At 41.8% G+C, this 22,756-nt stretch carries 22 protein-coding genes and 1 riboswitch; of the genes, 3 read left to right on the forward strand and 19 right to left on the reverse strand.

Annotation, left to right across the window (positions count from 1 at the left end):
- Window positions 1-103 precede the first annotated feature (103 nt).
- The 4 genes from IGJ45_RS11025 to IGJ45_RS11040 form a co-directional block, all read right to left on the reverse strand.
- Window positions 104-1,288: a glycoside hydrolase family 3 N-terminal domain-containing protein gene (locus tag IGJ45_RS11025; protein WP_103299491.1), complete on the reverse strand. Its 1,185-nt coding sequence runs from the start codon at window positions 1,286-1,288 to the stop codon at window positions 104-106.
- Between the two features lie 152 nt (window positions 1,289-1,440).
- Entirely contained in the window at window positions 1,441-1,971 is a 531-nt protein-coding gene (locus tag IGJ45_RS11030; RefSeq protein ID WP_029486579.1) for a folate family ECF transporter S component, read from the reverse strand.
- A 26-nt stretch (window positions 1,972-1,997) separates the two neighbouring features.
- A riboswitch (THF riboswitch) is annotated at window positions 1,998-2,096 on the reverse strand.
- Between the two features lie 183 nt (window positions 2,097-2,279).
- A complete protein-coding gene (locus IGJ45_RS11035) occupies window positions 2,280-2,462 on the reverse strand; it encodes a hypothetical protein (protein ID WP_003125992.1) in 183 nt (60 codons plus the stop codon).
- 20 nt (window positions 2,463-2,482) lie between these two features.
- Window positions 2,483-3,706 carry an MFS transporter gene (locus IGJ45_RS11040; RefSeq protein ID WP_349703870.1) on the reverse strand — a complete coding sequence of 408 codons (1,224 nt, stop codon included), beginning with the start codon at window positions 3,704-3,706 and terminating at the stop codon, window positions 2,483-2,485.
- Between the two features lie 258 nt (window positions 3,707-3,964).
- On the opposite strand from IGJ45_RS11040, the gene IGJ45_RS11045 reads away from it, so the two are divergent.
- The gene (locus IGJ45_RS11045; protein ID WP_003125990.1) at window positions 3,965-4,621 is read left to right on the forward strand and encodes a Crp/Fnr family transcriptional regulator; all 657 of its coding nucleotides are present in this window, start codon (window positions 3,965-3,967) and stop codon (window positions 4,619-4,621) included.
- 68 nt (window positions 4,622-4,689) lie between these two features.
- On the opposite strand, the gene IGJ45_RS11050 is transcribed toward IGJ45_RS11045, so the two are convergent.
- The 14 genes from IGJ45_RS11050 to IGJ45_RS11115 all read right to left on the reverse strand — a co-directional run bounded on the left by IGJ45_RS11050 (window position 4,690) and on the right by IGJ45_RS11115 (window position 18,843).
- Window positions 4,690-5,082: an OsmC family protein gene (locus IGJ45_RS11050; protein WP_060813947.1), complete on the reverse strand. Its 393-nt coding sequence runs from the start codon at window positions 5,080-5,082 to the stop codon at window positions 4,690-4,692.
- Complete coding sequence (locus tag IGJ45_RS11055; protein ID WP_103299487.1) at window positions 5,072-5,968, reverse strand: ATP-binding cassette domain-containing protein; 897 nt, start codon at window positions 5,966-5,968, stop codon at window positions 5,072-5,074. Before IGJ45_RS11055 ends, IGJ45_RS11050 begins: the two co-directional genes overlap by 11 nt.
- Complete coding sequence (locus IGJ45_RS11060; RefSeq protein ID WP_005470890.1) at window positions 5,965-6,837, reverse strand: ABC transporter ATP-binding protein; 873 nt, start codon at window positions 6,835-6,837, stop codon at window positions 5,965-5,967. Before IGJ45_RS11060 ends, IGJ45_RS11055 begins: the two co-directional genes overlap by 4 nt.
- Window positions 6,838-6,842: 5 nt before the next feature.
- Window positions 6,843-7,673 carry an ABC transporter permease gene (locus tag IGJ45_RS11065; RefSeq protein ID WP_003125985.1) on the reverse strand — a complete coding sequence of 277 codons (831 nt, stop codon included), beginning with the start codon at window positions 7,671-7,673 and terminating at the stop codon, window positions 6,843-6,845.
- Complete coding sequence (locus IGJ45_RS11070) at window positions 7,670-8,632, reverse strand: ABC transporter permease (RefSeq protein WP_195957029.1); 963 nt, start codon at window positions 8,630-8,632, stop codon at window positions 7,670-7,672. The genes IGJ45_RS11065 and IGJ45_RS11070 overlap by 4 nt, the downstream gene beginning before the upstream one ends.
- A gap of 310 nt (window positions 8,633-8,942) precedes the next feature.
- Window positions 8,943-10,523, reverse strand: coding sequence for an ABC transporter substrate-binding protein (locus IGJ45_RS11075; protein WP_349703871.1), 1,581 nt, complete (start codon window positions 10,521-10,523; stop codon window positions 8,943-8,945).
- A gap of 15 nt (window positions 10,524-10,538) precedes the next feature.
- The gene (locus IGJ45_RS11080; protein ID WP_349703872.1) at window positions 10,539-11,309 is read right to left on the reverse strand and encodes a MetQ/NlpA family ABC transporter substrate-binding protein; all 771 of its coding nucleotides are present in this window, start codon (window positions 11,307-11,309) and stop codon (window positions 10,539-10,541) included.
- A gap of 311 nt (window positions 11,310-11,620) precedes the next feature.
- Window positions 11,621-12,712, reverse strand: coding sequence for an aminotransferase class I/II-fold pyridoxal phosphate-dependent enzyme (locus IGJ45_RS11085; protein ID WP_409531504.1), 1,092 nt, complete (start codon window positions 12,710-12,712; stop codon window positions 11,621-11,623).
- A gap of 321 nt (window positions 12,713-13,033) precedes the next feature.
- The gene (locus tag IGJ45_RS11090; protein ID WP_170081274.1) at window positions 13,034-13,987 is read right to left on the reverse strand and encodes a homoserine O-succinyltransferase; all 954 of its coding nucleotides are present in this window, start codon (window positions 13,985-13,987) and stop codon (window positions 13,034-13,036) included.
- Window positions 13,988-14,751: 764 nt separating this feature from the next.
- Window positions 14,752-15,522 carry a C39 family peptidase gene (locus IGJ45_RS11095; RefSeq protein ID WP_371823123.1) on the reverse strand — a complete coding sequence of 257 codons (771 nt, stop codon included), beginning with the start codon at window positions 15,520-15,522 and terminating at the stop codon, window positions 14,752-14,754.
- 215 nt (window positions 15,523-15,737) lie between these two features.
- Window positions 15,738-16,352: a hypothetical protein gene (locus IGJ45_RS11100; RefSeq protein ID WP_003125974.1), complete on the reverse strand. Its 615-nt coding sequence runs from the start codon at window positions 16,350-16,352 to the stop codon at window positions 15,738-15,740.
- A 253-nt stretch (window positions 16,353-16,605) separates the two neighbouring features.
- Window positions 16,606-17,508 carry a 16S rRNA (adenine(1518)-N(6)/adenine(1519)-N(6))-dimethyltransferase RsmA gene (rsmA, locus tag IGJ45_RS11105; RefSeq protein WP_195957026.1) on the reverse strand — a complete coding sequence of 301 codons (903 nt, stop codon included), beginning with the start codon at window positions 17,506-17,508 and terminating at the stop codon, window positions 16,606-16,608.
- A complete protein-coding gene (gene rnmV, locus IGJ45_RS11110) occupies window positions 17,505-18,080 on the reverse strand; it encodes a ribonuclease M5 (RefSeq protein WP_005470883.1) in 576 nt (191 codons plus the stop codon). The genes rsmA and rnmV overlap by 4 nt, the downstream gene beginning before the upstream one ends.
- Window positions 18,070-18,843 (reverse strand): TatD family hydrolase, encoded by a 774-nt coding sequence (locus IGJ45_RS11115; protein ID WP_081131481.1) that lies wholly within the window; start codon window positions 18,841-18,843, stop codon window positions 18,070-18,072. The genes rnmV and IGJ45_RS11115 overlap by 11 nt, the downstream gene beginning before the upstream one ends.
- A gap of 187 nt (window positions 18,844-19,030) precedes the next feature.
- Here IGJ45_RS11115 and IGJ45_RS11120 point away from each other — a divergent pair, with 187 nt between their 5' ends.
- Together IGJ45_RS11120 and IGJ45_RS11125 are read left to right on the forward strand one after the other, a co-directional pair.
- A complete protein-coding gene (locus tag IGJ45_RS11120) occupies window positions 19,031-19,711 on the forward strand; it encodes a hypothetical protein (protein WP_005470882.1) in 681 nt (226 codons plus the stop codon).
- Between the two features lie 360 nt (window positions 19,712-20,071).
- The gene (locus IGJ45_RS11125; RefSeq protein ID WP_005470881.1) at window positions 20,072-20,932 is read left to right on the forward strand and encodes a metallophosphoesterase; all 861 of its coding nucleotides are present in this window, start codon (window positions 20,072-20,074) and stop codon (window positions 20,930-20,932) included.
- A 66-nt stretch (window positions 20,933-20,998) separates the two neighbouring features.
- Here IGJ45_RS11125 and IGJ45_RS11130 read toward each other — a convergent pair whose 3' ends face one another.
- Window positions 20,999-22,756: a metal ABC transporter solute-binding protein, Zn/Mn family gene (locus tag IGJ45_RS11130; protein ID WP_081131482.1), complete on the reverse strand. Its 1,758-nt coding sequence runs from the start codon at window positions 22,754-22,756 to the stop codon at window positions 20,999-21,001.

The following is a 22,756-nucleotide window of genomic DNA, read 5'->3' on the forward strand; positions in this document are numbered from 1 at the left end:
TGCTGCCGGAAAAATCTGTATAGGATAAAAAAAAACGATCTGAAAGTCTTCTTTCTGCGCCAATACTTGTTAGCAGAAAAGAGTGTCTTTCAGATCGTTTTCTTTAATTGATTAACCCAATGGAAGCTTTCCATTCAAGCACTCGTTTGACGGAAGCATCGATGGCTGCTTCCGGATAATTACCACTTCTGACAGCATCCACAATCACTGGGATCTGTTGCTGATAGGTAGATGACATCACTAAATCGTTCCCTGCTTCTAATGCTCTCAGCCCTGCTTCTGATTGAGAAATAAAGTCAGCTAGACCCGCCATATCCATGTCATCCGTCATGATTACTCCTTTGAACCCCAGCTGCTTCCTCAATAATTCATGGACAGGCTTCGAGATAGAGGCTGGTGCGCTGTCATCAATACTTGTGACAATATTATGTGAGACTAAAATACTGTCAGCTCCTGCTTTGATCCCGGCTTCAAAAGGTAAGAAATCATTCGTTTCCAACTCTTCTAACGGACGATCATCGGTAACGATCTCTACATGTGAATCACGGTTATTGCCGTAACCCGGAAAATGCTTCAATGTCGAACCAATCCGATTCTCTTTTAAAACGGCAATGTTTCTACGAACAAATTCACTGGTTCCTGCTGCATCTAAACCTATGGTCCGATCATAGATAAATGAATTAGGGTCAGTGGATACATCGGCGACCGGAAACAGACCGGTAGAAATGCCATATTCGTGGAAAATAGCTGCCTTTTGAGCAGTATCTTCTTCAATTGCTTGCCAGCCCCCTTGTTGGTAAAGTTGCTGAGGGGATAAAAATGGTGTTTGTACCAATGCAGGGTTGCGACTGATTCGAGTGACAGTTCCCCCTTCTTCGTCCATTCCGATCAGCAAAGGTATGGAACTGGCTTGCTGATAATCAGCAATCTTTTGCTTCAACGTCTCAGCTGTCTCATTCTCCGTATCACGTCCGAATAAGACATAGCCGCCTAAATGATAGGTTTGTATATCTTCGACTTGATTGATTTCAGGCACTCGTACAAAAAATAGTTGCCCGACTTTTTCTTCTAGACTCATTTGGTCAATCCGCTTATCAATCGTCGTTTCCTCCTCAGTTGATTGTTCGGGAATACTCGACTCGGTACTTAGAGAACTTGTTGACGTTGTTTGTGAAGCGTTTGTCGGTTCTTCCCCATTTGACTGTTGGTCCATCAGCCACTTCATTCCTCCTATAATGAGCAACAGAAGCAAAATAAAGCCACCCATAAGGATTCCTTTTTTATTCATAAATTCCTCCAGTTCATCAATTCCTCGTCTTATTTTACATCAGCCTATTTTAGCATGCCTTTTAAGGTAAAAAAAGCGAACACGACACACTCAAGTGTACTGTTCGCTTTAATGGATGTTTGTTTTTTATTCTTTTTTTGTTGCTAAAATGATTAGGTAAAACGCCGAGTCAAGCGTTTATAAGGCACTGCGCGCCCAACAAAGTAGATCAAAACTGTCTGAATAGGAAACATGATAACAGCTTTCATCAATCGAGCCGACCAAATTGCCCAGCTTGTTAATGGAATATTCAGCATCATTGCCAACCAGATCGGTGTCAAAATCAATGTGATCAGAAGGGTATTCAGCAAGACCACTGTTGCTGCCCGTTTCCAAGTTACTTCCTTTCTATAAAAAAAGTAACCGTAGATCAACCCACCTACGAATGCATTGATCGTAAATCCGAAGAAATAAGCGGATTTAGGGAATAAAATCATTCCTGCTATATCAGCGACCGAAGCCCCTACAGCAGTCCAGAATGGCCCAAAAAGCATCCCCATAATCAACTCAGGAACAAAAGTGAAGGTGAGTTTCAAATAGGCTGTTTCAAACCCCAAGATTTGCGACAAGACCACCATCAGGGCAATCAAAAGCCCCATGACCGCGATCATGTGTGCGTCGACTTTTCTTTTCATAACGAGCATCTCCTTTTAGAGCTGCTACAAATTCATGCAGCGAATGCGAAAATAAAACCGCGAACGAATCGTTCTTCGTCCAAAAGGCAACATCCCATCCTTTCGGCACTTAACGCTTTATTTCCTACTCTGATTTATTTAGGTATCTCTACCCAGACAAACTATAGCACAGATTCTAGTGGTCTTCAATTTTAGTCCCTTTAATGACAGCTGTTTTTTAAGAATCGTTCGTTTTTTTTGCCGTATCTTGGGCAAAAATTAAGGCAGAGCAGTAGTGGAACCCAATACTACTGCTCTGCCACTTTGATTAACGTTGATCAGCCAATGATATTATCGTTGATCAACACACGCTTGATGTTTTTCAATTCGTGAGCAATCTCAACTTGCTCGATCGTCAAACGTTGATTTACTTCTTCCATCGAATGGATTTCTTTGTTCAATTCATTGACATTGTTTACCAAATTTTTCAGTGCTTCTAAAATCAATTGATTGCTGTCCATTATTCCTACACTCCTTGTCTTTATTCTTCTCTCGAACGTTCTGAAATAGCGGCGCTTTCGACGACTTTTTTGGTTTTATAAAAGAATTTGTACAGTCCAATAACAACGACTGGAATCACTCCGCAAATGATATAGATTTGAGAATAATTAAACATCCCGTTTAAGCTACCTAATGCATAAGGACCGACACCTAATCCTAAGTCTAGACCAATGAAATAAGTAGAAAGTGCAACACCGATCCGATGAGAATCGACTTCTTTTAGACATACGGCTTGTCCATTAGACATGAATGTACCATAGCCAAGTCCAACAAAACAGCCAGAAATCAACAGCATCAAGCTATTTCCAGTAATACTCAACAAGAACAATCCTAATGTCAAGAAGATAAAACTTGGATACATCACTGCATCTGCACCACGACGATCAAACAAGCGGCCTGTCATTGGACGAGTGAAGGTTACGGATAATGCATAAACAACAAAGAAGAATGCGCCTGCGGTTTCTAGGCCAAGGTTTCCGGCATAAATAGAAAGGAAACCTAATACACTGGAATAAGACAACCCAATCAAAAAGGCCAGACCTGAAATAAACAAGACTTTTGGCTCAACAAAACTGCTGAATGACCATTTCTTTAGTTCTGCTCGGTGTTCTGGTGTTAAGGAAATATTTTTCACTGGGAAAGCGAAACAAGCAATGGCTGTTACTATCGAAAGAGCAGTTGCTAATAGGATAATAAAATCAAAACCAAAAGAGGGTAACAGCAGCATTCCGATAAATGGACCGACAGCAGCTGCTAAACTCGTGCTTAATCCATAGTAGTTGATTCCTTCTCCATGTTTTGAAGAGGGGATGTACGCCGTAACAATTGCATTTGCCGCTGTAGACACTGCTCCATAGGCGAAACCATTCAAGAAACGGACACCATCCAAAATCATGATATTCGATGAAATCAAATAAGCCGCCGTAGTTATGACATAAAAAATCATTCCCCAACGTAAGATGGCTTTTCGTCCAACTAGCTCCAATACCTTACCAATATACAAGCGGGCAATCAATGTTCCTATAATATAGATCCCTGCTGCAAACCCAGCTTGTGCAGCGGAAGCCCCTAATTCTTGCGTAGCAAACTTTGCCGTGATGACGACAAAACAATAATAGACCAGAAAAACAATAAAATTAATCAATGTAATAGTAATAAAACCTTTGTTCCATAGTTTTTCTGTTTGTTGCTCCTGTTCTGACATGTTGTGTTTTGCTCCTTTTTTATTGTTTCTTTGTTTCATCATCCTCTTTCTCAGATGACAGGTCTAACTATACCTGATATTTCAAGAGCGCAAATTCGCTTTTGTTGCTGAAAAAACGCAAAAACATAATACATTAACATTTGTTATTGCTTTTTGAGTTAGAATGTTCTTTAATTAAAAAAGAATATTCACCCAGATTTGGCGAATGTGACTGTTCATTGAAAAGGAAACACTATAGGAATAAGAGGAGTGCTTTGTTTGGTAAAACAGCTATTAATGGACTATTTAGAACAAAATAATATTCCAGTAGTCATACGTAAAAAAAGAAGTTATTTGACGTATGAAGGAATCCCTGATCGTTATGTCTATATTTTGAAAAAAGGGATCATCAAGACAAGTGTCGTCACTCATGAGGGGCGTGAATTCAATTTGCGCTATATGAATGATTTCGATATTGTTTCTCTTTTTAAAGATGAATCTTCACAAGAAGTCGAAGCGCCCTTCAATGTGCGTGTCGAGTCAGAAGAAGCCGAATTATATAAGATCGTGCGCGATCAATTCTGGACAGATGTCAATCAAAATCGGGCGTTACAAGATTATGTCAAAGAGTACTATCGCAAAAATCTAATGTACTCCATGAAAAAAATGCAGCAAATGCTGATGAATGGCAAATTTGGTGCGGTCTGTACACAATTGAATGAATTATACGAAACCTTTGGGGTACCAGTGGGTGAAGGAACCTTGATTGATTTTGAGGTAACCAATGAGGAAATCGCCCGCTTTTGCGGTATCACTTCAGCAAGTAGTGTCAATCGAATGATGCAGCGGTTGAGAGAAAGCGGTGCTATCAAAACTCAAGACCGGAAACTATTGGTTTTAGATATCGGGTCAATTCGCGAAAATATTATTTATTAAAAAAGGCAGCTAGTCGAATTTCTTTTGACTAGCTGCCTTTTTGTTTAACGTGTTTTGTGTTGTTTGAATTAAATGAAATGAACTGTTTCTGCTACCGTGATCGTTGGATCTAATGATTGGATGACTGGACAATTCGGAGAAACGAGTTTGAGACAGCGAATGGCTTTTTCTTGATATTCCGCTGAAATCCGCGCATAAAAATCGATCTGGATCGAAGAGATCGGCTCTGCTTTCTTCGTAGAATCTCTCGTATAACTGACTTCGATTTTTTCAATCTCAGCAGGCACATGAGAATTTTCCAAAACAGAAGTATACACATAACCGCCACAAGCTGCGGCTGCAGTTACAAGCATCTGAACCGGTGAGTATCCTAGTTCTCGAGCCAAGACCCAGTTGCCATTTTGCTGTGGTAATTCTAATTTATCTTTTCCTTGAACCAGTGTTAAGGTTTCAACTGTCATTTTTTTCTCTCCTTACATAATGTTCTTTTTCTACTTCTATCCATTCAAAAAGAGGACTTAAAGTGATCGTTTCTTGGATGTCTTTCTGATCCATTGCTGCTCGAGCCAGAATTGGATCAGCGATTGGTGCTGCTGCCAATAGTTTCTTTGTATAAGGATGCTGAGGGCTTTCAAAGAGTCGTTTTGTTGGCGCCAATTCAACCAATTTTCCTTGATACATGACTGCGGTGCGGTCACTGATATGACGGATCACGGATAAATCATGGGAAATAAATAAATAGGACAATGAAAATTCTTTTTGCAGCTTTAGAAGTAATTGAATGATCTGCGCTTGAATCGACACATCTAATGCAGAAGTTGGTTCATCACACAAGACAAAGGCTGGTCGATTAACGACTGCTCGAGCAATCCCGATCCGTTGACGTTGTCCACCACTGAAATTCCGAGGAAATTTATGGATGTCCTCTCCTTTGATTCCAACGATCGCAAGTATCTCTTTAGCCTTTGCTCGTGCAGCGTCTTTCGTTTCTTTCAGTAAAGGCTCCATCACTAACTCCAAAGCAGTCATTCGTGGATTCAACGCAGAATAAGGATCTTGAAAAATTACTTGCATCTGCTGATAGCGTTTCTTTTGTTCCTCTGGTGACAAACTTGCCAGCTCTTGTCCCTCAAAAAAGACTTTGCCTGCAGATAAAGTTTCCAGATTCAAAATACTACGGCCTAATGTTGTTTTACCACTGCCTGATTCTCCTACAAGGCCTAGAGTTTCGCCCCGATGGATCGTCAAACTAACATTCTCTACTGCGCGCACTTCTGTCACTACCCCACGCCAGTTTTTGCTTCGAAACGTTTTGCTGGCCTCTTCGACTCGTATCAATTCCTTCAATTGCTTGCCCCTCCTTCCCAAACACGATGCGTCTCAGAGATTTCCCGAACGTGTAACACATCAGGAAGTTCTTCCTGATAGTCAAAGACAACTGTTTCTTCTTTATCCCCTAAGTGGGCGGCCTCGAGCAGTTGCTTCGTATAGAGATGCTGAGGTTGATAGAAAATTTCTTCAGTAGTCCCTTCCTCTACCACTCTTCCTTGGTACATCACCTTGATAAAATCACACATGCCAGCGACAACCCCAAAATCATGGGTCACCAGAACGACCGAAAGGTTCTCTGCTCGCTGCAATTGCTTGATCAATGCCAAGATCTGAGCTTGAATCGTTACATCTAATGCAGTCGTTGGTTCATCTGCAATCAGCAACTTCGGCTGTGCCAACAGTGCCATAGCGATCATGACCCGCTGCCGCATCCCCCCTGATAATTCATGGGGATACTGCTTCATCCGCTGTTCAGGAAGGGGGATCCCTACCTTGTTCAACTCCGCAATGGCAATTGTTTGCGCAGCTTTTTTTGACATTTTCTGATGTCTGCGAATGACTTCAATCAAGTGATACCCGATGGTTCGCAAAGGGTTCAATGATGTCATTGGATCTTGAAAAATCATGGCTAGCGGTAATTTGCTGCGATCAACAACTGGTTGGCCTTCAAAAACAAACGAGTCAAAGGAGTCGGAGATATTTTCTGGTAAGATCCCCATCACGCTTTTCATCGTCATACTCTTGCCACTGCCTGATTCACCGACGATCCCCACGACTTGTCCTTTAGGAATGACTAGGTCGATTTCTTTCAGCAGCTGCTGATCTCCTTGTTTTCTATGAAAAAACACGTTTAAGTTTTTCACCGTCAGTAATGGCTCTGTCATGCTTGCTACACCTCCCGCTGCAAGACACGTTTGATCATGTCCCCCAGATTATTAAATGAATAGATGGTAAAAATCACGAATAAGCCGGGCAGAATTGCCATATAAGGGGCTCGTTGCAAACTGCTTTGGGCATTTTGCAGCAAACTCCCCCAAGAAGCCATTGGCTGTTGGATTCCCATTCCCAAAAAACTCAACGCAGATTCTGTCATGATCGCTCCTGAGATGCTGGCAGAAGCTGCCACGATCAGCGTAGGTAAAACTGCTGGAAAAATATGGCGGAAAATAATACTAAAGGATGTCCGACCAATAAACTTACCATAGACAACATATTCTCTTTCTTTCGCAGCAAGTGTTTCTCCCCGAATCAGACGAGCGATATTCATCCACGAAAAGCCGCCAATTACAATAATGATCGTCGTCAATCCCGGACGCAGAAAGACACTTAAAACAATCACTAATACCAACCAAGGAATGGAAGACAAGACATCAACAAGACGCATCAAAAGACTGTCCACCCAACCACCAAAGTATCCAGCAGCTAAACCGACCATCGTGCCGATCAATGTCGCTGTAATCATCGCTAGTACTCCCACTAATAACGAGACCCGACCGCCGTAGACAACTCGAATGAAATAGTCTCGTCCAACTTCATCCGTTCCGAACAGATGGGCCCAGCTAGGTGCTTGGGACATATTGCTGACATCCGTCGCATTCGGATCGATTGGAATCAAAGGTGCCGCTAATGACAACAAAATCAGCAACGTCAAAAAGATAAAAGAAAAGGCGTAAACTGGAGAAGAGAAAATCGCCTTTCTGATTTTCTTCAATCGTTTCATGAACGATTCCCTCCTTTACGTATTCTTGGATCAACAATCGAATAAAGAACATCCGCCAATAGATTGCCTAAAATAACTAAGGTCGCTGACAGCAACATGATTGCCATGATCACGGGATAGTCCAAACTTTTCGTAGCACTCATCAAATAAGGACCGACCCCTGGCCAGCCATAGATGGTTTCTGTAATGATTGCTCCTGTGACCAGCATTGGCAGTGCCAAACCAATTTGCGTCACGATCGGGATCAACACATTGCGACTGATATGACGGCTAAAAATCTGCCATTTCGTAGCGTGAAATGCCTGCTGTACAACGACATAATCTTCAGATACTTGTTGCGTAGCTGAGGCGCGAATGTACCGAGTTAATTCTGGGAAAAAAGCGACCGTCAGTGTTGCATAAGGCAAAATAAAATGTTGCAGAAAATCGTTGAAATCTCCTTCTTTTCCAACAGTATACATCCCAATGATAGGAAACAGATTCAGCCGATACCCAAAAAGATAAATCAAAATCATTGCAAACCAGAATGTAGGCACCGCGATTCCTAAAGAAGCAATACCGTCGATCAGACGATCCCATACTTTTCCCTTGTTTGCTGCCGCCAACAGTCCGAGTAAAATTGCTAACAGCAATGCACTCAGATACGCTGGCAGAACCAGTCGAATCGTATTAGGGATTCTGACCGCTAATTCTTGAGCGATACTGTTCTGGGATACTAATGAAAATCCCAAGTTCCCTGTAAGGATGTTTTTGATCCATAGAAAGTATTGCACTAGAAATGGTTGATCCAATCCATAGCGTTGCCGCAACAGATCAATTTGCTCTTGTGTCATATTTGGCGTTGTGATTGAATCGATCACATCATAAGGTGCGATATGAATCAGTGAAAAAACGATGAATGAAATAACGAATAGCAGAGGAATAGCCTGCAATACTCGCTTCATAATATATCGGAACATGGTTTCCCTTCTTTCTCTCAAAAAAAATCATGACAGAAGGCAGCTAGACAGATAACAAATCGCATGCACCAGAGGAGCAAGAACCTAAGTATTTCATCCAACTGATATCCGAAGAAACTTGAGATGGCTCCTGTCATACAAGAGCGGTTGTACCTTCAGCGTCTACCTCTATCTCAACCATTTCAGGCATTTTCATCTGGATGTTACTTAGGGCACAGCCCAACTTCTTGGTGCAGATCCGCCAACTTTAAAGAAGGCGAATCCGTCTATGTTTTCCGTCTTTCTTTGACTTCTGTCACAACCATTCATGTTACTTGATTGTCAATTTTGACATATCTTCAAATGTGTAGATTGGAATCAAGCCAGCTTCTTCTACATTGGCAATGCGATTGTTGACGGCTAAAATCTTTTTATTATCTACGATAGGATAGATTCGAGCATCATCGGCAATGGCTTGTTGCAGCTGGTCATATAACTCTTTCCGTTTTGTTTCATCTAACTCAACCGCTGCTTTAGCAAACAAATCATCGGTAGTTTTGTTCTGTGTTTGGAAATAATTTGAGCTGCCATCCGTTTTGAAAAGCATACCATAAAGATCTGGGTCATTTCCCATGATATAGCCGCCTAAAAATAAATTGTATTTTGTCGAACCGGCTTTTTTCAATTCTGTAAAGATCGCTGTTCCATCGCCGCCTTCCAATGAAACGTTGATACCTGCTTGCTGTAATTGTTGTTGAATCAATGTTGCCTGAATCGTTTGTGCAGGATCCGTTGAAGTAAATGCTAGATTCAGTTGGAGATTGGATACACCCGCTTCTTGCAAAAGTTCTTTGGCTTTTTTCACATTTGTTTCATATTTTTCCACGTCTTCGGTCGCGTAAGGATTGTTCGGTGGCAAGAAAGAATATGGCGTATCATAATATTCATCACTCAAATACGCTGCCTGATTCATTTCATTTTTGTTCAAAGCATAAAGAACCGCTTGTCTTACTTTGACATCTTTGAGGGCATCAGAATGAGTATTCAATCCTAGATAACCAACCCGATTTTCAGTATACGGATATACTGAGATCATTGATTCATCCAAATCTTCAATATCAGAAGGCAAGACAACTGCCGCATCTACTTCGCCTTTTTGTAAAGCGACTTTAGCCGTATCAGTACTTTCAATGATCCGCAACGTCACATTTTTGATTGCTGCTTCGCCGCCGTAATAGTTTTCATTGGCTTCAAAAGTAAAATATTCGCCGCGCTTGTATTCCTTTAATTTGTAAGGCCCTGTTCCTACGGGGGTTTCAGGCAATTCGCTAACAGAAAAATCAGTCACATCTTTATAAATATGTTCAGGAATGATATACGTTTCAGTTGCGATATTATTTAATGCCGCTGCACTTGCAGAAGGTAACACAAACTTCACTGTATAATCATCAACTTTTTCAATGCTGACCGGTTTTCCATCTACCCATAACGCATCTGCATTGCCGTTTTCTTTTTTCACTTTTTGTTCATAAGTAAAAACAACATCCCCTGCGGTAAAGGCTTCGCCATCTGACCATTTCACATCTTTTTTCAAATGAACCGTCAAGGACAAGCCATCCTCAGCTGGCTCAACGGAATCTGCTAGTGCATTTTGGGTTGTTCCATCCGCTTCAACAATCACTAAAGGAGAATAGATCATGTTGGTGACAGTCAGCCCCCAACGGTCACTCGTATTGATTGGATTCGTTGACGTTGGATCACCGCTGATCGCATAAGTGAACGTGTCTTTATCTCCTGCTTGAGTTGAAGTTTTTGTTGTTGAATCTTGTGTACTGGATGAGGAGCACGCAGCTAAGAATAAACCTATACTGATAATCGCTGTCCCAATCAATCCTTTTTTCCAATTTTTCATCGTTCTCCTACTTTCTTACCATACAGGTATACTTGATTTTTTTGTTATTTTATCAATAATTTCTTTGACTTCATCTGTTTGATAATACTCAATGATCGTCTGATACGTCTGATTTTCTTTTTCCTCCGCTCGGGCCGCGATCACATTGTAATAAGGTTTGGACGAATCTGCGACAGGCTCTAAGAAAATCGCATCTTCTGTTGGCACAAATCCGGCATCAACAGCCATCCCATTGTTAATCAATGAAATATCGACATCCGTTATTGCTCGCGCGGTCTGATTGGCATCCAGCAACTTGAACGTCAGCTGCTTCGGGTTATCGGTGATATCATTCGTCGTTGGCAGCAGACCTTTTGATTGATCCAATGTGATCACCCCGGCCGTCTGCAGCAACAATAATGCGCGGCTCTCATTTGAAACGTCATTTGGTAACGCGACAGTAGCACCATCAGCCAATTCAGCAATGTCTTTGATTTTGTCTGAATAAATCCCCAGTGGATTGAGTGTGGTATAAGCAATCGTTGTATTGGAATATCCGCTTTCCTGATTGACATTATCCATAAAAATCTCTGTCAAGGCTGCGTGCAGATCAATCGAACCGTCCTCTAGTGCCAGGATGGGCTGACGATAATCAGTAAATTTAACGAGCTGTAGATTGATTTGCTCTTTTTCCAACAATTGTTCCTGAACATATTCCCAAGCTTCATTTTGCTCTCCAACAACCCCAAGCTTTACTGTAGTTGCCTCTGAGGCAGGTTTGCTGCAGCCTGCCAAAGCAAAAACCAATACGCCTAAAAATACGCTAACTCATTTTTTCCAGCTTATTTTCATTTTTTTCTTCCCCTTTTTCCCCCTTTGAGCGAAGCCTACAGAAGCAACGATCCCTTTCTTGTGATTGTCGCAAATAGACGCAATGACTGGATAGAATACTTAGTACTTAACTACAACTTTACATTTTCTGCTGTAGTCAGTTGATCATCGGACTAACTATTCATATGTAGTGTAACTTTATCTTATACACCAAAAACTGTCAATAAAGAAACTCTAGTAAAGCCTTGCGCTATATCTTTCTATAGTACTCGCAAAAAGGGGTTTTTTTAGATGTAAGACAATGCCTGCGTAAGATCCGCAATCAAGTCCTGACTATTCTCGATCCCAATAGAGAGCCGCAAGAGAGCCGGCGTCAAACCATAGGACTCCCGTAACTCTTTAGGGATATCTGCATGTGTCTGCGTCGTAGGATAAGTGATGAGACTTTCAACTCCGCCCAAACTTTCAGCAAATGTAAAAATTGAGAGTTCCTTCAAAAATGAACGGACTTTCACTGCCTCCTTTAACCGAAGACTGATCATACCTCCTACACCAGGATACAGTACATCTTTGATTGCTGGCTGGCGTTTTAAAAACGCAGCGATTTCTTTTGCGTTTTGCTCTTGTCTTTCAAACCGTAACGGCAACGTTTTTAAACTGCGAATGAACAACCAACAGTCGAAGCTGCTTAAAGTTGGGCCAGTGGTATTGGCAAGATAGGTCAAGCGTTCACCAAGGGAGACTTCTTTTGCAATGATCACACCAGCCAAAATATCATTGTGACCTGTCAGGAACTTGGTCCCAGAATGAAGAACGAGGTCTGCGCCTAGTTCCAACGGTTTTTGTCTCAATGGTGTCAAAAAAGTATTGTCAACGATGAGTAAAGCATTGACTTGATGCGCGATCTCGGCGACCGCGGACACATCGATTTCTGTCATCAATGGATTTGTCGGAGTTTCTAAAAAGACCGCCGCAATCGTTGAACTGATTTGTTCTTCAAGTTCGTTTAGCGTATTGAAATAATGAAAATAAGCAATCTGGCGCGCTTGTAACTCTTCAAAAAAACGATAACTACCCCCATATAAATCTCTTGATACGAGAAATTCACTACCGCTTGGGAAAAGTTCAAAAATCAATGCGATCGCACTCATACCTGAGCTCGTGACGATTCCTCGAGCGCCATTTTCTAAGGTAGCCAGTCCGGATTCTAATAGCTCTCTCGTCGGGTTTTTGGTACGTGTATAATCATAACCGGTACTTTGACCTAATTCAGGATGCGCATAGGTGGTAGAGAGATAGATTGGTGCACTGACAGCTCCCGTCGCTTGATCCGAACGATTGCCTAGTTGTGCTAAAAAAGTCGTCATATCAACAGTCATAATCGTATTTTCCTTTCTTTGTTTAGTGTGCTCAATGAAGCGGGATAAAGTCGTTGTCGCAAGATTCTGACGATAGTAGTGAAACTAGTTGCCTTAACTGCCAAATTGTTCGTTGATGAGTAGAATGAAGCAATCATAGCCTTTTGTGAAACAATGAAGCAAAATGAGCTGTTTTGATCATTCGCTGTGGAAAACCTGACCATTGATGGAGGGTAGCAGTAAATGAGTACAGCAGTCACTGGTTTAAAACTAGCGGGCTTTTCAGATCAACCTTCTTTGTCTAGCGCTCTTTTGTTTCACTGAAAAAAACATTGACTAAAGTCACTGCCGCCTATGTCCGCCCTCCCATTCATTACCTATATAATAACCAGTACGCGTTGGCAGAATCTGTAAATCATAGGGCGTGCGCTGGTAGGTTTCGTGGATCCAGTTACTGAAAAACAAGGACGCATGCCCTCGCCAGCGATTGATGACCGTTCCTTGCTGGTCGGAAAAATAATTTTTGGGGAGTGCCGTTTTGAGCCCTTTGGCTTTATCTCGCAAATATTCTTCTTTCAACGTTTCTGTATAGTATTCCAAATGCCCTAAAAGAAAACTATTTTTATGGTCATGGGAAACTAAGAGTGCTGGACCGGTCTCTATTCCTGTAACAAGCACATTCAGAGGTGCAAGTTGCAGCTGCGCCTCATTGATCCCCGTATAACGAGAATGGGGCATCATGAAGGAATCATTAAACCCTCGTATCAGCGGATGAGCCTCGATCACTCGCTGTTCAAAAATACCAAAAAGTTTTTGCTTATGAAGCACTTTTTCGATACCATAATGATAGTACAGCCCAGCTTGTGCTCCCCAGCAGATATGCAATACCGATGTGCAATTTGTTTGACTCCAAGCCATGACTTCCTGAAGTTCCTGCCAATAATCAATCATTTCAAAAGGCATTTTTTCGACTGGTGCTCCTGTAATGATCAAGGCATCGAAACGTTCCTCACTGACTGCCTTAAATGCGACATAAAACTTGTCTAGATGAGTCGAGCTAGTATTTTTGCTTTCATGTTGCTGCATTTTCAATAATGTTACTTCGATTTGCAAAGGACTTTGGGACAAAAGCTGCAACAATTGATTTTCTGTAGTGATTTTTTGCGGCATCAAGTTGACGATCGCAATTTTCAAAGGGCGAATTTCTTGTTTGATAGCTCGCTCTTGTTGTAAAGCAAAAATGTTGTGCTGCAAAATAGCTGCTGCCGGTAATTCTTTGGGGATGATGATTGGCATCTTCTCACTCCTTTTTCAATCGACTCCTATGAACATTTACTTTTTATTACCTTATCGTTTCTCGTGGTTTCACCTATCGTTGCTTCTGAACATGGTTGGTTCAGTGTGACTTGCATGCCATGCTTTCCATGTCAGTCGCAGTGATTCGGGACGTGGTGACTACGTTCCCTTCGGTCCCCTAGTACTGTTCATCATCTGCTCGTCTACTCTGCGCTTCGCCTACAGTCGCTTCTAAGCATAGTTCGCTAAGAAGGACTTGCATGCCATGCTTTCCATGTCAGTCGCAGTGATTCGAGACGTGGTGACTACGTTCCCTTCGGTCCCCTAGTACTGTTCATCATCTGCTCGTCTACTCTGTGCTTCGCCTACAGTCGCTTCTAAGCATAGTTCGCTAAGAAGGACTTGCATGCCAGTCGCAGTGATTCACAGCAAAAAGTCGTCCCTTTTATCGTTACATTAACGATAAAAGGGACGACTGACTCGTGTTACCACCCTAATTCGTGCTGCCTTTGCAGGCGTGCACCTCAACAGTACCAATGATACTTGGCGCGTTATCGGGCGCATACCGTCTATTTGGCGTGAACCAAATAAAAACTCAGAGCTCATCTTCAACGCCTGTCTCATGTCTCCTTTTTCACCAACCGGAGTCTCTGTACCTTCAACGTAGCGCTTACTCTTCTCTTCAACGTTTCATCTCTATTTGTAATTTCTAAGAATTATAATCGTTCTTCCATTCAATGTCAATCCGCTTTTAAGACTTTGGCTTATTTCTCTGAAAGATAGAGATATTGTTGATCCATTTGTTCATAGATTTCTTGCAGATCATCTCGTGAAACTTCACGATCCTTGTAGCCATAAGGATCGTTGACATACATTTTGTCTCCATCTATTCCAGTAATAACAACGGAATGGATCAATGTCGTTTCGTAGATCATTCCCGATTGCGTCGGCCACTCAAAAAAATCAGCATTGGTAGGTACTTGCAATTCAAGGGTAGCAATCATCCAGATAGGCGTGCCCTGCTCCAAAACTTCAATAATCTCATCAAAAGATTTGTCTCGACCACTTACCACTTGATAGGATGCCCCTACCATCTGGCTCGCAACTTTGGCGATTGGCTCTACCGCAACCCCCATTGCTCCATCGCCGCCATAAATATTCCCCACAAAACCTTCTCGTGGGTCTCCTCGATGAGTTTCATCTGCGTAAACAGGGACATAGTCTAATTTGGCAGCCAGCTCATTTTTATTTGTATCATACCCGTAGAAATTCAACAGCATGGATAAAGCAGTGACTTCACAGCCATTCCCTAAATATTCTGGATCAAATTGGCTTTCCAATGGTACATCTAATCGAATCACGGGCTCTTCTTTTTCTGCAGTCAGATCCAGTCCTGATATCGAAGTCACCGATTGTGCCGCTTGTTCTTGCTTCTTCACATAAGGAGTTGCTCCAGCTTTATCATAGAAAAGCAAGATAAAGAACAAACTAAAGGTGAGCAGACCTAAAAGCAAACGAATGCTTTTCTTTTTCATCAGTTTACTCCTTTCTTCTTTGACTATTATACCTTGAATGTCAAAGGAACGAAAAGAATTTATGTTTTAGAACCATAATTTAGGAAAACAATGCTTCTCAAAGCGTTGAATCCAATGATTTAGACCATCCCTAAATGAGCATAAAAAGAAGCTAAGAGAACATGGAGAAAGTTCCCTTAGCATTTACCATTACGCTTCGTATTTGTTGTCTATTTCTAAGAAAGGACTTGTTTCTTTTTTCCTAGTAATAGTTTTTTTGCGCTTGAAAAGGAACGAATATCGAACTGCTTGCTTAGTGCCCCGGCAACAAAATAGGCTAAGTTATAATCTATCAAACTATGGATCAAGCCACCGATACCCATCAAGACAAACAAGAAGTAGTAAAAATTGCCATCAAACGCGGTGCCTGGTACATTGCCGGTAAAATAGAACACAGCTACAACAAGCATTTCCACAATAGAATGGATAAGGCCAATCACAAGATTAAAGGCTTGAAAACGAGCATTGAATAATGTTGGCTTGCCGTTCTTTAATAAAATACTTGGATTTTTTTGTAAATAAAATGCCCCGATCACGGCAAAAACAACGTGCGACAATGCCCGCAAAGCAATGATCGGCGGTAATGTGATAAAAAAGCCAAATGTGGTACCTAAAGCTACTGCTATCGCCATCCCTGGTGAAAAGAACATCGCCACAAACAATGGCACATGGCTAGCTAAAGTAAAGGAAGCCGGCCCGATGACGATCTTGGGCATCACCATTGGAATAACGATTCCCATACCAATCAAAAGTGCTGCAATCGTTAAATGACGTACTGAATGTTTCTTCATGAATAATTCCTCCTTCAATGTGTCTTGACACATTTATCTCGCTCATTGTAGCTTGAAAACACCAGGGTGTCAAGACACAAAAAACAGGACGATGACCTAAGTATGAACAGACAAAAATACCTGAAGGAGATAAGGTAGCGAATTCTGTTAAAAGTGCCCCTTGAACCAACGATACGGTTGGAATAGGTCCTTTCCCCTTTCCTTCAGATATTCAGTTTGTTGCCTCACTTATGCCACAGCCCCTGCTGTTTCATTATTCATTTATTTCAAGTCCCTTTTTGTGCGCCAGCATTTCATTGCTCAAACGTGCGAATTCTGCTAATGACAATGTCTCTCCGCGACGAGTTGGATCAATTTCACTGGCAGCTAAACTCGCTTTAAGCCATTCTTTCGTTTTTTCATCTTTTCCATAGGAATTCTGCAGGTTATTCCACAACGTTTTCCGTCGTAATTGGAAGGCTGCCTTCGTCAACTTGAAGAATTCTTTTTCATCTGTTACTTCAACCGCAGGAGTTGCACGACGAGTCAGCTTCAAGATTGCGGAATCCACATTTGGTTGGGGCACAAAAACCGTCTTAGGGACAATAAAAGCAAGCTCTGCTTCCATGTAGTATTGGACAGCGATCGATAAAGAGCCATACGCTTTCGTTCCTGGAACAGCTGAAATACGGTCAGCCACTTCTTTTTGCATCATGACAACCATTTCATGGATTGGTGCCTGTGATTCTAAGAAATGCATCATGATCGGCGTCGTAATATAGTAAGGAAGATTCGCTACGACTTTGATTGGCCGTTCATCGGTAAAAGCTTCTCTGATCATTGTAGACAAGTCTGCTTGTAAAACATCTTGATGAATCACTTGAATGTTCGAATAAGGAGCCAATGTATCTTGTAAAACTGGAATCAAACGGTCATCAATCTCAAAAGCCAGGACTTGACGCGCATGTTTCGCCAATTGCTCGGTCAGAGCGCCGATCCCCGGTCCGACTTCTATCACATTTGTTTGATCATCGATTGCAGCAGTCGCAACGATTTTGCGCAAAATATTAGGTTCAGTCAAGAAATTCTGCCCCAGGCTCTTTTTGAAGGTAAAGCCATGTTTTGCTAATATTTCTTTCGTTCTTGATGGGGTTGCAATATCCCTTTGTTCTTTCACAATTCTTCCTCCACTATCTTCATTGCTTCAGCCAATTCTGTTTCAGTAATACGAAACATGGCAAGACGTTTTTCCAACTGTTTGGCATTCGTATAACCGATTCGTAAAACATCTCCGAGTTTTTCCCGTTTTGCTCGTGCTTGCTCACCAGCAATCAGCCCATAGCTTGCTAAAACTTGACGAGAAATTTTCTCACTCTCGTCTTCATCTTGCTGACTGACTGGCGTGACGACTTTGCGAAGTGCTTCTCTAAGCGCTTCATCACTAGCGTGTTCCACTCCTAAACTGCCCTTTTTCTTTGGTGCAGCTTGGCTTCGAGGCAAAAAGGCATGTTGGGCAGCCGGGACAGCTTCCATTATGATTTTACGAATTTTTTCACCTGAAAAATCAGGGTCTGTAAAAACGATCACGCCACGAGTCTCTTGGGCATGTTCAATTTGACTTAAGATGGTTTCGTCAATCGCTGATCCGATCGTTTCAATCGTATCGACATCAAACACTTCTTGCAATCGGCGCGTATCGTCTTTCCCTTCGACGACAATGATCTCTTCGATTCTCCATCTATCCTTCATAAAGGTTGAACAACTTCTCAGCATTGATATACGTTTGCTTGGCGACTTCCTCAAAAGACATCTGACGCAGTTCCGCGATTTTTTCGACTACATAGCGGGTATACCCTGGTTCATTGCGTTTTCCTCGGTAAGGCATTGGTGCAAGATAAGGTGCATCAGTTTCCACTAATAGACGATCGATCGGAACCACTTGCGCAGCTTCTTGGACATCCAACGCCTTTTTGAAGGTCACTACACCACTAAATGAAATGTGCATACCTAAATCCAAAAAGCGCTTTGCCCATTCACCATCACCACTGAAACTATGCATGATGCCGCCGATATCAGTGATTTTTTCTTCTTTTAAAATCTGGTACGTGTCTTCGATCGCTTCTCGGGTATGAATACTGATAGGTAAATGCATCTCTTTAGCGATCGCGATTTGCCGACGAAAGACAGCCGATTGTACCTCTTTTGGATCTTCCATCCAATGATAGTCCAATCCAATTTCTCCTAAAGCTACAACTTTGGGTTGTGTCAGGCGCTCTTGGATGAATGCCTCAATCTCTTTTGTGTAAGATCCCGCTTCTGTTGGATGCCATCCAATGATACTGTATATCCCATCATATTCTTGACTTAATGCCAATGACTTTTCAATCGTAGGTTGATCAAATCCGACAACTGCCATTTTCGTTACTCCTAGCTCGTGAGCTCTGGCAATCGTTTCGGGAATCTCTTCATTAAATTGTTCTGCATTTAAATGCGTATGTGAATCAAAAATCATAAAACTTCCTCCTTGTTTCCTCTATACTCTAGCATATTTTGCGGCTTTAAGAAACGAATCCTTCTTGTTTTTTCATTTGCTAAAGAAAGTTTTCAGCAATCAAGAAAAATCAGCCCAAAGGTGGAGGGAGAAAAAAAGCCAGTCGATTATAATAGACCTATGATCCATCAGATTCGGAGGTGAAAAGATGGAAAAATCAAAACCATTTACAAAATGTACTTTACGGCAACGCTATCACTATTATCGTCAGCAAAATGCTCATCAACAATTTAACGGGAATTTTCAACAAAACTTCCAAAAAGATTTCCCAAGTTTTGCTAACTGGCTTAAATTGCAGCAAAAGCCGATTGCCAAAGATCAAACAGCGACATTTTCTCACTGGTTCTTACTGATTCTATTTAGTTTAGTGACTGTAGCCACATTTACCCAACAGCTCTTATTTCTTTTATTTGTTTTTGTCATTGCAGCACTAGTCAAAGGTCCTGGAATGATTCTCTGGGGAGTTGTCTATTCGTTTCTAGTGACACTCTTTCCTCCTCTTGGTTTGTTGCTTTCAGCGCTTTTCTTTCTGCTCACTCTCAGACAGTTGACAAGAAACTTGACCTTTATTTTTACAGCCGTGTACTTTTACAGCTACCCTTTCTTGATCACAGCGATTCATCATTTTACAACATTCGATGATCAATGGATCATGATTGCAGCGGTTATTTTTGCCTTGATCAGCGGGCATCTTTTGTTCAAGCGAAATTATCAGTTTGCCTCTAGTAAAGCAGTTGCTTGGCGACTGATCACCACTCCTTATGATTGTTTGACTGCATTGATTCCTTCAAAGAAAGGACGCCGATTACAACGGCTGCGAAACAAATGATTTTTGCGGAACCTAAATCTTGATTCCACGCTGACATTGAAACTGATTTGCCAACATTTAAGATGCATGCCTAGTGGAAAAGGACGCGGACATGAACACTTAGACTTCCTACAAAGGGCTTCTGCAATGCAGGAGCCCTTCGCCTATTATTTAAGATGTGCTTGACTGCTGCTCTTGTTATCTAAGCTGGATATTTTCATCGTTAAACAAAAACAATGGAAAAAGTGAATTTGTTTTTTTATTTTTTGAAAATCAATAAAAAAAAGGAAAAAATTTTTTACTGAATGTCTTTTGTTTGATTGCTTTTTTGGGGTGAATCTACTATGCTATTAGTTAGCTAAACAAAAAAGGAGACCCGCTATGCTGACCTTCATTTTTATCTTTTCCTTCCTTGTGGGCTTGCTTTTTTACGCCTTTATTATTGAGCCGCGCCGCTTAAAACAGCGGCATTATTTGATCAAAAAAGAAAAGCAAACGGTCCTTGATATTTCCAAAGCCTATGATCTTTATCAAAATGAACAGAATGTAGTAGTCGCACATATCAGTGATCTACACTTTTCTCGTTGGTTCAAACCGCAACGCATCAATCGCATCATCCGTTCCACGATCTTAAACAAACCTGATTTGATCATCATCACGGGTGACTTGATCGACAATTACCGTAAGTGGCCTCACCGTTCAACCAGCCGCCTCATTGAAAAGTTAAAGAAATTGAATGCGCCAATGGGGAAAATCGCTGTGTTAGGAAATCATGATCATTTGAATGATGGGCAATATTTTGTGAATGAAGTGTATGAAAACGCCAATTTCACCTTGTTGGACAATGAATCTGTATTTGGCTCTGATGAGAAAACCTCGATGAATATCGTAGGGATCGATAGTGCAAGCAAAAGTGCCCACTACCATTACGAGCCAACCTTAGCAGAATGGCAGATTCTCTTGATCCATGAACCTGACTATGTCTCTCGAGTAGACAACATTCGTGACTATGATCTCGTTCTATCCGGTCACAGCCATGGAGGCCAGATTCGTGTGCCCTTTTATCGTGCGAAAACGAAAGGCGCCCTCAAATACACAGATGGTCTCTATCTTTTGGCCGCGAACACACTTCTAAGTGTGTCCAATGGTGTGGGGACCACGGCGATTCCAGCGCGCTTTGCTGTGCCGCCAGAAATCACATACTATCATCTCGTGCCCGCCGAAAAACATGCTGTAGCCTAAAACAAGCTCTTAAGTGATCCTCCTATCTTCGTTTGGATAGTTAGGATACTTAAGAGCTTGTTTTCGTTATTGGCGTAATCCGTTATAGATCGTCTCCAAATTCCACTTCATCATCGCATAATAACTATCGCCATCTTGTCCAGGTTCAGCGATGGAGTCTGTAAAGACAGTGCCGTAGATCGGAATACCAGAATCCCGAGACACGCTTTGCATTGGGCGAGTATTAACGCTACTCTCGACAAACAATGAAGGAACTGCCGATGCTTGCAATTGGTCGACTAAATTCTTGATCTGAGCAGGCGTTCCTTCTTCTTCGGTGTTGATTTCCCAGATATAAGCGGATGGCACACCATAGGCCTTCGAAAAGTACTTAAAGGCGCCTTCACTTGTCACGATCAATTTCTTTTCTTCAGGAATTGAAGCAAAATTATCTTTCGCTTGTTGGTCTAATTCGGAAAGCTGCTGCAGATAGTGTTCCAAGTTTTCTTGATAGACCCCCTGATTTGCAGGATCTTTCTTACTCAATTGTTGGGCGATATTTCGCGCATAGATCATCCCATTTTCCAAATTAAGCCATGCATGAGGATCTGCCTTTGTATGATCAGCATCATCCGATAGATACAGGACTTCCACGCCATCACTGACGGCAAAATAATCTTCACCCGCTTTTTTGTTGGCGTTGTTCATTAATTTAGTAAACCAGCCGTTGCCGCCCGTCTCTAAATTCAAGCCATTATAAAATAGAATGTCTGCATCAGTGGCTTTTTGGACATCTTCTGACAGTGGTTCATATTCATGAGGGTCACGCCCTACAGGAACGATGCTGTGGAGATTGATTTTGTCCCCGGCGATGTTTTTGGTCATATCTGCTAAAATCGAATTGGTCACTACAACATTTAATTTGTCATCAACGGTTGCCGCCTGCTCTGCTTGCTGATAAATCAAGAATCCTCCTGCAACAGCGGCAGCAGAAACCATTGCCGTGGTCAGCCAGCGTTTGGCAGGACTCGTTTGTTGTTTTGGTGAAAAGAGAAATCCTAAGACAAACAAAACAGCTGCAGTGAGGACAATGCTTGATCCGGCTGCAATATTAAAGGAATAACCGATAAATAACCCAATCACAGAAGAAGCACCGCCTAGAATCCCTGCAATCACCATCATATGGCTAAGGCGTTTTGTAAATAAATAAGCAGTTGCTGCTGGCGTAACCAGCAAAGCTACAATCAAGATCGTACCGACACTTTGCATCGCAGTAACGGAAACTAATGTCAAAAGCAGCATCAACAAGTAATGATATACCTGTACATTCATTCCAAAAGCTTTTGCCATCATCGGATCAAAAGAAGTGATCAGCAATGGCCGAAAGAAGATCATAATCAGTGCAATGACCAGTAAAGCAATCGCAATCGTGACCCATTTATCCCCCTCTTGGACTGCGAGCACATTTCCGAATAAGATATGAAACAAATCCGTAGAACTGTTAGCTACGCCAATCAAGATAACTCCCAAAGCTAAAAAGGAGCTGAAGGTGATCCCGATCGCCGTATCACTTTTGATCAAACTATTGTTAGAAATATAGGTGATAATGATCGATGCAAGAACACCAAAGAAAATTGCTCCGACAAAAAAGTTCACCCCTAAAATATAGGATAATGCTACTCCGGGAAGTACGGCGTGAGAAATGGCATCTCCCATCAATGACATTCCCCGCAAAATAATAAAACAACCAATCACCCCTGCAACAACACCGATCGCTACGGCGGTGATCAAGGCATTTTGCAGAAAATGGTAATGAACTAATCCATCAATAAACTGACTAATCAT

The sequence above is a fragment of the Enterococcus sp. DIV0574 genome, assembly GCF_051711125.1.
GTDB classification, from domain to species: Bacteria; Bacillota; Bacilli; order Lactobacillales; family Enterococcaceae; genus Enterococcus_D; species Enterococcus_D gallinarum.

What these genes read in the sequence shown, in the direction of transcription:
- IGJ45_RS11025 (WP_103299491.1), bottom strand. Translation starts at nt 1,288, where the DNA reads ATGAATAAAAAAGGAATCCTTATGGGTGGCTTTATTTTGCTTCTGTTG.
- IGJ45_RS11030 (WP_029486579.1), bottom strand. Translation starts at nt 1,971, where the DNA reads ATGCTCGTTATGAAAAGAAAAGTCGACGCACACATGATCGCGGTCATG.
- IGJ45_RS11035 (WP_003125992.1), bottom strand. Translation starts at nt 2,462, where the DNA reads ATGGACAGCAATCAATTGATTTTAGAAGCACTGAAAAATTTGGTAAAC.
- IGJ45_RS11040 (WP_349703870.1), bottom strand. Translation starts at nt 3,706, where the DNA reads ATGTCAGAACAGGAGCAACAAACAGAAAAACTATGGAACAAAGGTTTT.
- IGJ45_RS11050 (WP_060813947.1), bottom strand. Translation starts at nt 5,082, where the DNA reads ATGACAGTTGAAACCTTAACACTGGTTCAAGGAAAAGATAAATTAGAA.
- IGJ45_RS11060 (WP_005470890.1), bottom strand. Translation starts at nt 6,837, where the DNA reads ATGACAGAGCCATTACTGACGGTGAAAAACTTAAACGTGTTTTTTCAT.
- IGJ45_RS11065 (WP_003125985.1), bottom strand. Translation starts at nt 7,673, where the DNA reads ATGAAACGATTGAAGAAAATCAGAAAGGCGATTTTCTCTTCTCCAGTT.
- IGJ45_RS11070 (WP_195957029.1), bottom strand. Translation starts at nt 8,632, where the DNA reads ATGTTCCGATATATTATGAAGCGAGTATTGCAGGCTATTCCTCTGCTA.
- IGJ45_RS11075 (WP_349703871.1), bottom strand. Translation starts at nt 10,523, where the DNA reads ATGAAAAATTGGAAAAAAGGATTGATTGGGACAGCGATTATCAGTATA.
- IGJ45_RS11085 (WP_409531504.1), bottom strand. Translation starts at nt 12,712, where the DNA reads ATGACTGTTGATATGACGACTTTTTTAGCACAACTAGGCAATCGTTCG.
- IGJ45_RS11090 (WP_170081274.1), bottom strand. Translation starts at nt 13,987, where the DNA reads ATGCCAATCATCATCCCCAAAGAATTACCGGCAGCAGCTATTTTGCAG.
- IGJ45_RS11095 (WP_371823123.1), bottom strand. Translation starts at nt 15,522, where the DNA reads ATGAAAAAGAAAAGCATTCGTTTGCTTTTAGGTCTGCTCACCTTTAGT.
- IGJ45_RS11100 (WP_003125974.1), bottom strand. Translation starts at nt 16,352, where the DNA reads ATGAAGAAACATTCAGTACGTCATTTAACGATTGCAGCACTTTTGATT.
- rnmV (WP_005470883.1), bottom strand. Translation starts at nt 18,080, where the DNA reads ATGAAGGATAGATGGAGAATCGAAGAGATCATTGTCGTCGAAGGGAAA.
- IGJ45_RS11115 (WP_081131481.1), bottom strand. Translation starts at nt 18,843, where the DNA reads ATGATTTTTGATTCACATACGCATTTAAATGCAGAACAATTTAATGAA.
- IGJ45_RS11120 (WP_005470882.1), top strand. Translation starts at nt 19,031, where the DNA reads ATGGAAAAATCAAAACCATTTACAAAATGTACTTTACGGCAACGCTAT.
- IGJ45_RS11125 (WP_005470881.1), top strand. Translation starts at nt 20,072, where the DNA reads ATGCTGACCTTCATTTTTATCTTTTCCTTCCTTGTGGGCTTGCTTTTT.
- IGJ45_RS11130 (WP_081131482.1), bottom strand. Translation starts at nt 22,756, where the DNA reads ATGATTAGTCAGTTTATTGATGGATTAGTTCATTACCATTTTCTGCAA.